At 42.2% G+C, this 14,180-nt stretch carries 11 protein-coding genes; 9 read left to right on the top strand and 2 right to left on the bottom strand.

Annotated elements, in window-relative coordinates; all coding sequences use genetic code 11:
* Positions 1–116: 116 nt before the first annotated feature.
* A complete protein-coding gene (locus ACTTJ8_RS00290; RefSeq protein WP_442718702.1) occupies positions 117–2,312 on the bottom strand; it encodes a hypothetical protein in 2,196 nt (731 codons plus the stop codon).
* Between the two features lie 187 nt (positions 2,313–2,499).
* Here ACTTJ8_RS00290 and eno point away from each other — a divergent pair, with 187 nt between their 5' ends.
* The 4 genes from eno (at position 2,500) to ACTTJ8_RS00270 (ending at position 5,867) form a co-directional block, all read left to right on the top strand.
* Positions 2,500–3,798: a phosphopyruvate hydratase gene (gene eno, locus ACTTJ8_RS00285; RefSeq protein ID WP_442715258.1), complete on the top strand. Its 1,299-nt coding sequence runs from the start codon at positions 2,500–2,502 to the stop codon at positions 3,796–3,798.
* Positions 3,799–4,019: 221 nt separating this feature from the next.
* Positions 4,020–4,400 (top strand): RidA family protein, encoded by a 381-nt coding sequence (locus ACTTJ8_RS00280; protein ID WP_442715257.1) that lies wholly within the window; start codon positions 4,020–4,022, stop codon positions 4,398–4,400.
* The gene (locus ACTTJ8_RS00275) at positions 4,393–5,547 is read left to right on the top strand and encodes a DUF8086 family protein (protein WP_442720002.1); all 1,155 of its coding nucleotides are present in this window, start codon (positions 4,393–4,395) and stop codon (positions 5,545–5,547) included. Before ACTTJ8_RS00280 ends, ACTTJ8_RS00275 begins: the two co-directional genes overlap by 8 nt.
* A gap of 20 nt (positions 5,548–5,567) precedes the next feature.
* Positions 5,568–5,867 carry a DUF2087 domain-containing protein gene (locus ACTTJ8_RS00270; protein WP_442720001.1) on the top strand — a complete coding sequence of 100 codons (300 nt, stop codon included), beginning with the start codon at positions 5,568–5,570 and terminating at the stop codon, positions 5,865–5,867.
* 43 nt (positions 5,868–5,910) lie between these two features.
* Here ACTTJ8_RS00270 and ACTTJ8_RS00265 read toward each other — a convergent pair whose 3' ends face one another.
* Positions 5,911–6,588, bottom strand: coding sequence for a PrsW family glutamic-type intramembrane protease (locus ACTTJ8_RS00265; protein ID WP_442720000.1), 678 nt, complete (start codon positions 6,586–6,588; stop codon positions 5,911–5,913).
* Between the two features lie 284 nt (positions 6,589–6,872).
* Here ACTTJ8_RS00265 and ACTTJ8_RS00260 point away from each other — a divergent pair, with 284 nt between their 5' ends.
* The 5 genes from ACTTJ8_RS00260 (at position 6,873) to ppk1 (ending at position 14,179) form a co-directional block, all read left to right on the top strand.
* Entirely contained in the window at positions 6,873–7,706 is an 834-nt protein-coding gene (locus tag ACTTJ8_RS00260) for a PilZN3 domain-containing protein (protein WP_442715253.1), read from the top strand.
* 38 nt (positions 7,707–7,744) lie between these two features.
* Positions 7,745–8,884 (top strand): tetratricopeptide repeat protein, encoded by a 1,140-nt coding sequence (locus ACTTJ8_RS00255; RefSeq protein ID WP_442718699.1) that lies wholly within the window; start codon positions 7,745–7,747, stop codon positions 8,882–8,884.
* A 61-nt stretch (positions 8,885–8,945) separates the two neighbouring features.
* On the top strand, positions 8,946–10,052 hold the full coding sequence (locus tag ACTTJ8_RS00250) for a D-alanine--D-alanine ligase family protein (protein ID WP_442719999.1): 1,107 nt from the start codon (positions 8,946–8,948) through the stop codon (positions 10,050–10,052).
* 262 nt (positions 10,053–10,314) lie between these two features.
* Positions 10,315–11,757 carry an MGH1-like glycoside hydrolase domain-containing protein gene (locus tag ACTTJ8_RS00245; RefSeq protein WP_442715250.1) on the top strand — a complete coding sequence of 481 codons (1,443 nt, stop codon included), beginning with the start codon at positions 10,315–10,317 and terminating at the stop codon, positions 11,755–11,757.
* 256 nt (positions 11,758–12,013) lie between these two features.
* On the top strand, positions 12,014–14,179 hold the full coding sequence (gene ppk1 / locus ACTTJ8_RS00240; RefSeq protein ID WP_442719998.1) for a polyphosphate kinase 1: 2,166 nt from the start codon (positions 12,014–12,016) through the stop codon (positions 14,177–14,179).
* Position 14,180: the final 1 nt, after the last annotated feature.

Here is a 14,180-nt window from a genome sequence, read left to right as displayed (position 1 = left end):
AACTGATAACACGGCTCCGTTTTCAACAGCGCAAACCGCCTGTTCATCCATACGTTATCCTCGCAATACGGGGCATCTCTAAAAACTATACATGAAGTTTTAGAGATGCTCTACGCTTACTTCTTGAACTTCTTTTCAAGCTGTGTATGTTTATTTGGATATTTTAAGATACTTTCACAGAATGTTGCGAGAATCAGAGAGGTCTTTGTAATTTCATTCTCACCCACGTCGATATATTTTTTGAGAGTTTTAAGCAGCTTCTGAAAGGATTCTTCATTATGTGCATATAAAAAAACTTCATGCGTTTTATGATTGTAATAGAGTTCTCTGCTGTTAAAATCGTCATTTTTATTGTAAACCCAACGTGTATAATTCCCCGATTTCTCCATGAGCCACGACTTCGGCAGTTCCGGAGGCATATTATTTTTGAAGCGGCATTCAAGTGAACATTCAATAGCAATAGTCTCTTTGGAACCGGTAATTGGAACAGGACCAAGAATGACCATCGCCCAAAAGGGACACGGATTAAAGTGGATAACAGCGCTCAATCCTTGCTCTTTGTACATCTGAGGCGCTACTTGTTTTGCCAGAGCAATAATATCAAATAGAAAAAGCCCCCTCCACAATAAAAATGGACCGCACGGCAGATACCAGCCGCCCATATCTACCAGTACGCTCATACAGGTTATGTATGGCTCGGTCATCTCCTCTAGCGCAATGGAATAGACGACAAATATTCTTCCATCCTCTCCTTCGCAGCTAAAAATATTTTCAGCAAGCCTTTCCAGCACTCTAAAAGCTACATAGTTCCATTGCTGATTACCGAATGTACCGCCTCGATTTGCCGTTTTATGCCATATACTCGCAAGCCATTGCCCAATTAACTCTTCGACCGTGTCCTCCATGCTTTCCTTCAAAAAGTCCTCAAACATAGAGAGAACTTTTTTATAGGATGAAGCGATTCGTTTCATCTGTGCGCTGCGAATACTGTCCCAAGGGACTTCGTCTCCGGCAGTACAATACTCATCAAATAACGCCAGCATTGCTTCGCAGTCTGCTTCCGATGGAATACAAGATCCGGCTGGTAAGGCGGCACACGGCTTGTTTGGTATATCATCCGGCTGATCTGCACGGAAATTAGGGATACCTTCTCTATCCGCTGTTTTTTCATCTTTATTGATGGTCTGAGCATTCATCTCATCATCTTCCGAAACTTCACAGGGCGTATGCCCCCACAATGTCCATCGGCGGCAGCCTGTATTGAGAGCCCCCAATAGATATCCCAACTGCTTTTGATCATCACGGGACATCTGGGGTAATACATTATAATGTGGGTCTAACACTTTAAGCTGCTCATCAATTGAGAAATCCAGTTTAATGCATGAGCAAAGGTTCTCTACCATAGACTCTGCCCACTCTACCGCGTCTCGATTGGGGAGGTATTGCGCCAAGCATTCAACACATTGCTTGTACGCTTCTAAGTCGGCATCATAGAATGGGAGAAAAAATTTGTTTACTATTTCTTCTTCCGACGGGATATAAGGCTCAAATTCCCCACGCATTGTCTCGAGTATCTGCTTTTGATCTTCATACTTTTCATGGAATATGTGGTTTGAGACAACAGAGTCTTCAACAAAATAACAATTACCGCTTATAGCAGCAGCTTCTTCCATAGCCCATAAAAAAGCTTGTTTGTCTGTTATCGTATGTATGGTATCACGATTATAGATGCTCATGAACAAGTCGACAGAGCAAATACCGTATAAAGAGGTGAGTACATTTGCGTATAGCATCAAATCATTCCGGGCAATAGGCTGTGTTTCCACTGAAGAAACCGTATTGAGCATCTGCTCTGCAACAGGTTGCAGTTCATCAGGAATAACATACTGTACCGTCCGTTTCCCCTTCGGCAAAAATGCAAAACAAAAACCGTTTTCCATTAATATCTGTGCAGCAATAATTTGCATATGCTCCTGCGGCAGACTGATTTGTTCCAATTCTTTAAAATTCTTGAGGATATCGGACAGCTTTTCTTTGAATACAAAACCGACAAAGAAGGCTGACACAAAGGGATATAAATACTTAAAGGCATACAGCACACGCCGTTGTATTTCCGTTTGTAAGGCCGGCACTAATACCGCCTTGGTATGATTTTTCGCCTTGAAGGAAATAGGCATAATCTCATCGGTAATAATGAGCAGCTGTTTTTTCGACAGGGCATTTAAACAATCAGAGAGTGAATATAAGCGCTCTTTTTTTATAAGAAGCGGATTTTTCGGCATAAAGAGCGAACGACCTTGGAGTGATTTCATACCTCTATTCTAACAGAACTACTAAAAAAACCCAAGGGTTGCAGGACGGCTTTATCTGAGCAAAAATAAACTCCATAACCATTTGATTATATCATAAAATAAGTGTAAAATATATCCGATCTATTTGAAGCTCCTTATTATTTTGAAGATGAGGGAGTTCTATATCAGGCTTTTGAGGAGGTCGTATATGAGTGATATTGTGTATATTGAAGGGCGCGAGATTTTAGACTCTCGTGGAAATCCCACCGTTGAAGTTGATGTTGCGTTGAGCGACGGCAGTTTTGGACGTGCCTGCGTTCCGTCTGGGGCTTCTACCGGTGAGTACGAAGCGCTGGAGATGCGCGACGGTGATGCTGCACGCTATGGCGGTAAGGGTGTTTTAAAAGCGGTGGATAATGTTAATACCATTATTGCCGAAGAGCTTGAAGGTATGGATGCTTTGGAACAGGCAGAAATCGATCAAGCAATGCTAAATTTGGACGGCACTGCGAATAAGTCGAAGCTGGGCGCTAATGCGATGCTCGGTGTTTCGATGGCTGTTGCCCGTGCTGCTGCTGATTATGTAGGATTACCGCTCTATCGTTATTTGGGCGGAGCTCATACCTTGCAAATGCCGGTTCCGATGGCGAATATCATCAACGGCGGTAAGCACTCCGACAATAAAATCGACTTTCAGGAATATATGGTGATGCCGGTCGGCGCTGAATCTATTCATGAAGCAGTACGCATGACCGCAGAAGTGTTCCACGCATTAAAGAGTCTTTTGAAGGCTGACGGCAAGGCTACTTCCGTTGGTGATGAAGGCGGATTTGCGCCCGATATCGATAACGAAGCCGCTCTTGAATACATTATGAAGGCGATTGAGAAGGCAGGATACAAGCCGCGTACTGATGTTGCAATCGCACTTGACTGTGCTTCTTCCGAGTTATTCGATGAAGGCGGACGCAAGGGATATAAGTTCTGGAAGTCCAATCCTGATAAGCTGTTCAGTGCGGATGAAATGATCGAAATCTATAAAAAATGGATTAACACCTATCCTATCGTATCAATCGAAGATCCGCTCGATCAAAATGACTGGGAAGGCTATGCACGTTTGACCAAGGAACTTGGAAATAAAATCCAGATTGTCGGTGATGACTTCTTTGTTACCAATACCGAACGGCTCAAGCGCGGGATTGCAGAAAGAGCTTGTAACTCAATATTGATTAAGCTCAATCAGATTGGAACAGTAACTGAAACCATCGACGCAGTACGGATGGCACAGAATGCAGGATATACCGCAGTTATTTCTCACCGTTCAGGAGAAACCGAAGATGCCTTTATTGCCGACCTCGCTGTTGCGCTGGAAGCAGGGCAGATTAAGACCGGTTCTATGAGCCGCAGTGACCGTATTGCAAAGTACAATCAGCTGATTCGTATTGAAGAAGAACTGGGCTGCCAAGCACGGTATGCCGGACGCGCTACGTTCGCACGGTACGGGTTCTAATCTCTTGTAATAGAGGGAACTTCTAAAAACCTCAGTTTTTTAGAGGTTTCCCTTAGATTTAAGTTGCGATGTTTTAATTTAAGTCATTATGATATAAAGACGTACATTAAAACTCGTCGAGCATCTCTAAAAATCTAACCGAGTTTTTAGAGATGCCTTAGACCTGTTTGATAACTTTTTTGTCGAACAGGTTTAGTATTGTCATTTAAGGAAAAAAGAAGATGAAAAATATTATTGCAACGGATAAAGCTCCCGCAGCGATTGGACCGTATTCACAGGGTATTGCTGCGAACGGTTTTATTTTCACCTCCGGTCAGTTGCCGATTGATCCTGCAACCGGTGCTTTTGTTCCTGGCGGTATTGCCGAGCAAACCCGTCAATCGCTTTTGAATCTAAAAGCAGTACTCGAAGCTGCCGGCAGTAGTCTGGATAAGGTGGTTAAGACAACTGTATTCTTGAGCGATATGAACAACTTTGCTGAAATGAACAAGGTATACGGTGAGGTTTTCGGTACCGGAAACTATCCCGGGCGTTCTGCTGTGGAGGTTGCCCGCTTGCCGAAAGACGGACTGGTCGAAATTGAAGCCGTTGCTCTTGCGTAAGGTTCTTTTGACGCTGCTGCTCTGCGGAGCCGCGCTCATCGTTCCGGCGTGCAGCCGGAACGATGCTGCACCGCAAGCGGTGCAGGGAGCAGCGAAAGCTGCTCCGGCGGCTCTTCCTGCAGCAGCCTCGCATTGGTACTTTTTTTCTACCGATACTGACGGTAGTGTTCGTTTGCAAGGTACGGAGACTATTACCTCAGTGCCTCCAGTGGGTTTCCGTCCATGGACGGAAACCGTCCGGATTGCCGACTCAAGTTTAAACGGCGATACGTTCTTTCTCATCAATAAATGCGGGATATATCCGTTGAATATGTTGCAGCCGGATGTGCCGCTGCGTGTACAGCATCCGCAGCTTGTTGATGCTACTGCCGCAGATATTTACACGGTAGACGGGGATATTTTTATGAGGCTCTATCAAGATTCAGCTTTTTTGCCTCCTGAAAAGATTACCAATACGTCATTTTTATTCAAATATAATGCAGCAACTGCTTCCTGTAGTCCTGTTGCCGATATACGTGCGCTCCATTTACCGAAACAAGCTCAGTGTAAATCTCTTGCTGAGGTTGAAGGACAGTGGTATGCAAGTTTTAAAGCAGATAATGGTACGGATATTGCGTTTACGTACCTTATGTGCAAAGATTTTTCTGTTTTTACCCAGCAGGATGCATCCCAGCACTGTGAACAGATTTCTGCAGAAGCCTTTCGTGCTGCTTGTGAACCTCGCTCTTATACTGCGATGCCGGAGCTGGTGAAATCATTGACTGCTTCGCTTAATAACGCTGCTGATTTGTATATACGGCTCTGTTCCGATACCGGTGTTCAAGGTGATGTCTTTTTTAAGCCTGCACACGGTAAGGCTGCACAATCTGTTTCTGCACAGCAGCCGCTGAATGCATACGCGATTGTATATACGGGGACGCAAAAGCAGCAGTCTGCAGCGCTGTTGCTGCCCGATGGAACTTTTCTCACTTGTACTGAAAAGCAGGAAATGAAAGAGCTGCATCTCCCTGCTTTACCGGAACATTTCAGCTATACTGCCTTTCTTATCTCTGAGGAAAACATTACGGCTGCATGGGAAGAAAGTGTTTTCTACGGTGTGGGACGCACCGGTTTTTTCACCGCAGCTGTGTCTGAATTAAGCCGCTAGTCCTTTAAAAGGTCCATACTATGGAAACTGCTGAACTAATCAAAAAACGTATTATGAATGAGGATGGGCGCATTATACGCTGGCCAAAGAAACAAGCAGAACAATCTGCGGTGCTTGCGTATATTGCACACTATTTTGCTGCCGATGTCCGGTACTCCGAGAAAGACGTAAACGAGCTAATACTACAGCATATCGTTTTTGCTGATTACGCATTGCTCCGGCGCGAATTATTCGAGAAAGGCTATCTTGATAGAACTTCTGATTGCAGGGAATACCGGAGAGGGAACTATGGTATACGAGATATTGGAACAGCAAATTAAATCTCTTTCGTATGAATTTCGTATAACTATTGCTTTATGACGGCTAGCTGCTGCGGTTGGAGGGTATGATTTTTTGCAAGGTGTTACCGGCTGCCATAAGGGTGAGCCCTATTACAGCTAAAGCAGGCAGCATAAACCACCCTCCTAGTGCTGCAAAGAAATTGTAGCAGCCATGCAATCCAACTGCTGTAAGAAAAATGCCGATAGCAGCTGTCTGTGTTTTTGCGTGCAAGATTTTGAAATAAAAATTGCTGAGAGCGCCATGCAGCACAGATGTTGTGCATATCCTCAAAAACTGAAACTGCGGATACCGTATATTATATGATATATTTTCAAAACCGCTAAAAAGACAGCCGAAGAAAAAAGCTGTGAGTAAACTATGATAGGGTAATACTGTAGTGTGATTTTTCTTGCAGCAGCGGTGCATGTAAATGGAAAGCAGTATAAAGACACCGGTTTTACAGCCTTCTTCTATCAGTGCTGCGGTAATAAAGCTGTTCAAAAAACGTTCAAAAAAGTCGGAATAAAAAGCTGATATGTGCAGTAGTGTTTGGGTAAAAAAGCGGCTGGTAATTTGAAAGAAACGTACCGGAAACAGTGTTGCTGCTGCTGCGAAAAAGGTTATGAGTATCAAGACAGGAGGAAACTTTGTTTTTAATACCTGCCGGAGTACTGCAAAAGCCGGTAAAAATGCTGTAATAATCAGAAGAAAGATATTCATGCTTTTAACCGAATGTATATTGTAGCTTAGAAACAGCTATCCGCTCCGGGCGGATATACAGATATTACAGTATAAGCTTTAAGAGAAAAAATCAAGCAGCACTATACACAATAAGAGGCGGATGGCGGCGGTTATAGCAGCAACGATATTTTTGCTGTCCCCAAATCCGCTATCAAACAATGTACAAGGATGTATATTGTTTGATGACCGTATTATTTTTCGTGCTGGAGTCCTATATATTTACTGTCTTGACCTTTTAATAAAATAAAATTATTATTATAGGTATGGGGTTTCTGACAAGTCAACAGCTTAATAGGTATTATGATTGCTTTCAAAAAGCCGAAATAACTTTTACAAAAGAAGTTATCCAAGCGATGAGCTTTAATACACAGCAAGTATCAATACGCTGTGTCGGTGCAGAAGACGGTGGACCATGGTCATGCGTGATTAATTCTTCTTCCATGATGGGAGCAAAAGTAATCGTGCCGCAGCATTGCGGTATTTACGAAAAAATTAAAGATGGAGCAACGGCTATTTCATTAAGGTTTTCTTTTTTTCAGTCGAAGGGAAAAAGCGACCTCTCTTTTTATGTGTCCGGTAAAGTTGTCAGCTGTACACCCTATACTGTAACCCCAGATCTATTACTGTTAAATATTGAGTATACCCAACGTGCCCCCGATGATTTAATTGAGAAATTAGGCATCCTTGTTGACGCAAAGGCCAATACCACAAAACGCGGAGATGAACGGGTTGAGTTAAATGCAGAAGCGGTTCGTAAGCTATCTCTCGTAAAAAAAGAAACCATCGTTTACATTGAAAATATTCCGAGGCGATGTATTTTGCGGGATATTTCTTTTTCCGGCGCTAAACTCATTATGGCTGGTGTCGCGCCCTTTTTACTGAATAAAGATTGTGTACTCAAGTTCGATTTTGAAGATCCTTCTGTTGTGATCGGTATACGCGGTAAAATTATTCGGGCGGAATTAGTGGAAACAAGAAAAGACCTCATTGCAGTTGCTATGGCGTATAATATCGCGAGTGTGCCGCTTGCATACAAGATACGGCTTACACAATATTTTAATCAGCAACGTAAAATCTATCACGTCACCGATTCGTAAAGATACGCGCAGCTTCATAAAAGTAGGATTGAATTGATATGGAAAACTCAGAACAGAGGCTTCTTTACATAAAGGTGCCTGAAGAATATGCTCTGACTGCAAAAATTCCCGGCTTTGATTCGTCGATACCGCTTCCGCTCTTATTATCCGGAGAAAAAGAAGATTTTAGAACAGAAAGTCTTTCAGAAGAGATGATACTTGCAGGTATGCTCAATATCTTTGCTTATGAACGTGATAACCAGCATATTGCATACTATCGGGACATTTTTAAGACGCTTCGCCCAAATATTCATGATGAAATGACAAGCGCAGCAATCTTAAAAATTAAAAATGCTGATTTTGATTTAGCTGAACAGCTGTTGTTTGCGCTTGAAGGATTGTTCCCCGAAGACATGCCGACGAAGCTGAATATTGCTTTACTGATGGATGAGCGGGCTCATTTTTATGAACATGCAGGTGCGGAAGCTTACGCCGATTACTATACTGATAAGGCATTTCAGTCATATAAAGAAGTACTTGCTGCAGAACCTCCTATCCCTGAAGCATTTTTTAATGCAGGCTTTTTTTTTATTAAACAGAAAAATTTTCCAAAGGCAAAAAGTGTACTTGAAACCTATTTACAACTGGTAACTTCCGAAGATGAAGCCGTTATACAGCGCAAACAAAAAGCGGCGGAGCTTATTACATGGATTGAAACCCAAGCGCTTGATGATGAGTTATTTAAAGGTGCATTTGATTTTATCCAAATGGGACAAGAAGATAAGGCACTGGAAAAAATCCGTGAATTTTTGGAGCATCACCCTAAGGTGTGGAATGCATGGTTTTTGTTAGGCTGGGCATTGCGCCGGCAAGAACGGTGGCAGGATGCATCAGAAGCGTTTTTGCATTGTCTGGAGCTGGGAAAGAAGAATAAAGAAGAACTTGCAGTTGCCTATTGTGATATTTGCAATGAATTGGCTATTTGTCTGATGGAGTTGTCCCGGTTTGATGAAAGCCGGCGATGGCTTATTACTGCTCTTGAGCAGGAACCTGAAAATATTAAAATTATTTCGAATTTAGGAACCCTTGCTCTAAAAGAAGGGAAAACCGAAGAAGCAAAGGCTTTTTTTAGAACAGTTGTAGATATTTACCCCGAAGACCCGCTTGCCCGTGAGGTATTACAACGGCTTGGAGAATAAGTGTTGTTATGGATAGTTTTATGATGAGGCTGATACGGACTTCTAAAGGTATGGAGATAGCATGAATATAGCAGTTGTATACGGCGGGCGCTCCGGTGAACATGAAGTTTCACTGGTTTCCGCATCTTTTGTTACGCGGGCAATCGGTACTGAGCATACGGTTTATCTCATTGGTATTACCAAAGAAGGTGAGTGGTATTTGCAGCCTAAGGCAGTCGAAGAGCGTATCCGAAAAAATGAGGCGGAAGTATTAACCATAGAGCGCAGCGAAGGGACAAGGGTTGCTGTGATCCCCGGCGGCGGTACTGCTTCCGGTTTTTTGGTAAATGGCACGCCGATTGCAGTAGATGTGGTATTTCCCGTATTACATGGTAGTTTTGGTGAAGACGGTACTATTCAAGGCTTATTTGAAATGGCGGATTTACCATATATAGGCGGAGGTGTACTGGCAAGTAGCGCTGCTATGGATAAGGAAAAGACAAAAATTATTTGGCAGTACGAAAACTTACCGGTTGTTCCTTTCCTCTGCGTAAGAAAATTTCAATGGGATAACCCAAAAGTACGGGAAAATTTCATTGCTCAGGCAGAAAAAGAGCTGGAATATCCGCTTTTTGTGAAGCCTTGCAGAGTGGGTAGTTCAGTTGGCGCTGGAAAAGCAGCTGACCGTGCCGAATTGCTGCAAAAAATGCAGGACGCTTTTTTGTGGGATAGTAAGGTACTCATCGAAATGTGTATTGCAGCGCGGGAAATCGAATGTTCAGTAACCGGTAATGATGAATGTGTTGTCTATACTCCCGGCGAGATTATCCCTTCCCATGAATTTTATGACTATGATGCAAAATATCTTGATCCAAACGGTGCTCAGCTTAAAATTCCTGCCGATATTGATGATGATCAGCGCCGCAGCATCCGTAATATTGCCCGAAAAGCATACCAAGCCTTAGACTTAACCGGTTTAGCACGGGTCGATTTTTTTATCGACAAAAATACGAAATCCATTTATGTGAATGAAGTAAATACTATTCCGGGATTTACCGCTATTTCAATGTTTCCTAAGATGTGCGAGGCATCGGGGTTACCGTATAAAGATTTGATTATGCATTTGTTCGATCTTGCTATCGAACGATTCCATACAGCACGGCTGATCAAAACGGATTGGAAAAAATAATCATTATTATAAAAATACTTTGGTTTTATGCTTGCGCGATAGTAACCGTATGAAGTTTTAAACGTTTATCTTGGTGTCTCAAAAAAGGATTGTCTCTTTTAAAGAAGAATATCCTTAAAAGTATCGTGGATAAAATCGAAAAAATAATACAATTTTGCGTCAATATATGTTATACTATATTGTCAAGAATTATCAAGAGTATTTTATATAGTTGATATAAATCCGTCTGAAATAGAAAGTGTTTTGAGGGGCAGGTGTAAGAGTGAATAAGCGCGATTTTCCAAAAGTGCATTTTTATGATCAAGACTTTGTTGATATCTATGATAGAACATGGTCTTTTATTCAAAATTTTTTATTTACGGTAAAGACGGAAAAGGGAGGAAATGAAAACTTCTTCCTCTATCCTCATAATAACGAAAATAATAAAGAGTGGTTTTTGAATCAATCTGAAACTATTTTTTCGTCTTTTTTCTTTGTGTATTCAAACCGGAATTATAATGCAAATCAGGGTTTGGATTTTTTCTATGCTCATCAAGAAGAATCGGGCGCAATTCGGTCTAGGTATAATGTAGAGACTGGTGAGCCTGTCTTTTCGAGTGATAATCCTGAAGGGCTTGGAATGCCGCTGTTTGCATGGGCTGAATACAACATGTTCCATAAGACAGCAAATAAGAAACGGGTTAAAGATATAATGCCGGTTCTGACCCGCTACATGAAATGGCTTGAGACATCTTTTAAGCAAGCCAATGGATTGTACCGGGTGCCGCTTGCTGCTGTTGAAATGTATAATACTCCGCGGGAAAAAGCGGCATATCTGGTAGATTTTAATGCGGCATTAGCGGTAAATGCGCTGTATATGTCGGCGCTGGGTGATATTTTAAATGATAAAGAGCTGAGTTTTCAGTATAAACGGGTGTATTTTACGCTGAAAACTCGTATTAATGATCTGATGTGGAATAGTGAAACAGGGTTTTATCATGATATAGATGAAAATGAACAAAAACTCCCGCAAAAGACTATTGCAGGCTTTTTACCGTTACTGGCTGAAATTCCGAATGAAGATAAAGCAGAACAGCTTGCTGCGCATTTGCTCAATCCTGAAACATTTGGCGCAGATCACCCAATCCCTTCATTATCATTAGACGATCCTGCCTATGAGGAGCGCGGTATGGGCGCTTGCGGCAGCGTGTTTCCTCATCTTAATTTTATTGTTATTAAGGGCTTGGAAAAATATGAGCGCTGGGAACTTGCACGGGAATGCGCAATCCGCCATATTTATTACGTGCTTGATGGTCTTGCTCCTGAAGGGAATACGAAAAAGGGTGCATTGTGGGAAGCATATCTACCGCAAAAAGAAGGTCCTGCTCAGTGGCCGGATCACGACAATTTTCCCCGTAAGCAGTATCTGTTTACGACCGCACTTTCAACAATTACGCTGATGATTGAAAATGTGATAGGTCTTTCTATTAGTTTTCCTCGGAAAACCGTTGACTGGATTATTCCTAATTTGGAAGTAATGGGTATTGAAAATTTAAGCTTGAAACGGAATCTTGTAACAATTCTTTCTTCAAAAACACAGAGAGGCTGGGAAATCCACATGGAAAGTGAAAAGCTTTATTATTTTACTATCCATATTTTGGGGCAAAAAAAGAAGACCCTGCCGATACCGTCGGGTAAGTGTTCCATGCTGATTGATAAGCTATAGAGAATAGACCTGTTCGATAACTGCGCTGCCGAACAGGTTGACGAGTTCTAAAGCGTACAAACGGCGCGAGTGAGGACATCGTATTTCAAGGTACCTTGTTCAGAAACATACGTTTCCGAGCAGGTTTAATTTCTACAAATATAACCGATATAATCGATTTGTTAGAGATTCCAAAATGCCTATAGTGTATGCATGTATAAAAGATTTTGACGACTGTAGTTTTTAGCACAGCCTGTGAAGGTAGAAGTAGAAGAGAATGGATTACCTAAACAGAGAGCTTTCGTGGATTGATTTTAACGAACGGGTTTTACTGGAAGCCTGTTCAGATAACGTGCCGCTGTTAGAGCGTCTGAAATTTATTGGCATTGTCTCATCAAATTTCGATGAGTTCTTTATGGTGCGGGTTGCGGGGTTGCAAGAATACTATAAAAGCGGGCATAACGATCCGGAAATAAGCCCCTTGCCAACTGAAGCGCTCCTCGAAGCTATAGTACAAAAAACCCGCCGCCTCTTTAATATACAAGAAGCGGTATTAAATACGGAAATTCTTCCTCAGCTGAAAGATGCCGGATTGGTGTATTGTAAACCGGAGCATTGTTCTTCTGTACAGCAGCAATTTTTGGCAGATTATTTTTATCATCATATTTATCCGCTACTCAAATTACAGCGTTCCGATGATGAACATGCATTAGTAGATAGTGTGGTCAATGTGCAGCTGCATTTAGCATTTTTACTGGCTGATACGGACGGCGGAGAGGACAGGCTTGCGCTTATCACTGTTCCGGATATGCCACGGTTTATTTTCTTACCTGATGAATTGCTGCAAACAGATTATGCGGCGTCTTCTTTGCCTGGATGTAATCATAGAGAACAGCCAGTACTTCAACCTACAGCCGAAGCGAATCGAAAAAAACAGAAGCCTAAAAGAAAAGCCTTTGTATTACTCGATGAATTGATTCGCTATTTCGGCAGAGCGCTGTTTTCCGGATGTACGATTACCGGGACGGGTATTTTTAAAATAAACCGTTCTGCTAGTATGACGATTGACGATTCAAATGATGATGGTTTTATTGAAGCATTAGAAGAAATTTTGATTAGACGCCGGTATTCTTTTGTAGTACGGATGACCAGCACTCACGAATCACCGGCAGTAGTGCAGCGGCTTATGGATTTATTTCAGTTGGATCCAAAAGATGTCTATTTAAGTGAAGCACCTATTGGCTTAGCTTCTTTTGCAAAAATAGCAGAGATAGAGGGTTTTAAAAAACTGCGGAATGAAAAATGGGAGCATTTTGAGCATCCCTTATTACCACAGCAGGGTACCTTGTGGGAAAGTATTAAAGCACACGATATTCTGCTGCATGTCCCGTATCAATCCTATATGCCGGTAATCAGATTTTTGCAGGATGCGGCACAAGACAGCGCTGTTCTTTCTATACAAATGACATTATACCGTACCAGTAAAACCTCCCCGGTTGCGCAGGCGTTGATTGCGGCGGCAAAGCAAGGGAAAAAAGTAACTGTTTTTGTGGAATTAAAAGCACGGTTTGACGAAGAACGGAACCTCGGCTGGGTAAAACGGCTGCAAAAGTACGGTGTCCGTGTTGTGTATGATCTGCCGCATCTAAAAGTTCATGCAAAACTATTACTGATTATGCGGCAGGAAGGGCAAGGTGAGCAGGGGTACGTACACCTTTCTACCGGAAATTATAATGATACTACTGCCCGGCTTTATGTTGATTTGTCTCTATTTACGGTTAATCCGCGCATGATTGAGGATGCAAAAATCATATTTTCGCAATTATGCGGTAAGTATACAAAAGAAAATCCTCAATACATTGTTACAGCGCCCGAACGGCTGAAATATAAACTTTTGGCATATATCGAGCGGGAGATTCACTTTGCACTAGAGCATAAACCGGCTCGTATCATTGCAAAAATGAACAGCCTTTCCCATCCAGAGCTTATTACTGCATTGTACCGTGCTTCTCAAGCAGGGGTACATATCGACTTGAATGTACGGGGTATTTGTATGCTGATTCCCGGACGGAAAGGAATCAGTGAGAATATCAGGGTGATAAGTATTATTGATCGGTATTTAGAGCATAGCAGGATTTTTTATTTTGAAAACGGCGGTACCCCTGAGTGGTTCCTTTCCAGTGCGGATTGGATGCCGCGGAATTTGGAGCGCCGGGTGGAATTATTGTTCCCCATTCTTGACGAGCATAATAGAAGTCTTTTAACATATTTTCTCAAAATATATTTTTCAGACACTGTTAAGGCTTTTGAAATGCAAGCTGACGGTAATTGGCAGCGTTTATCTGCGCAAAAAGACCTGCTGCCGCTTCGCGCACAAGAAGTGTTTCATCAATTTTTTGCACAAAAATCTCTGGTGTTCAATGGACAGGCAGCTAAAAACTAAC

Origin of the sequence: Treponema sp., from assembly GCF_052169735.1 — a bacterium.
Classification (GTDB): Bacteria; Spirochaetota; Spirochaetia; order Treponematales; family Treponemataceae; genus Treponema.
The sequence above is the reverse complement of the archived record's forward strand: the minus strand, read 5'-3'. Positions and strand labels throughout refer to the sequence as shown.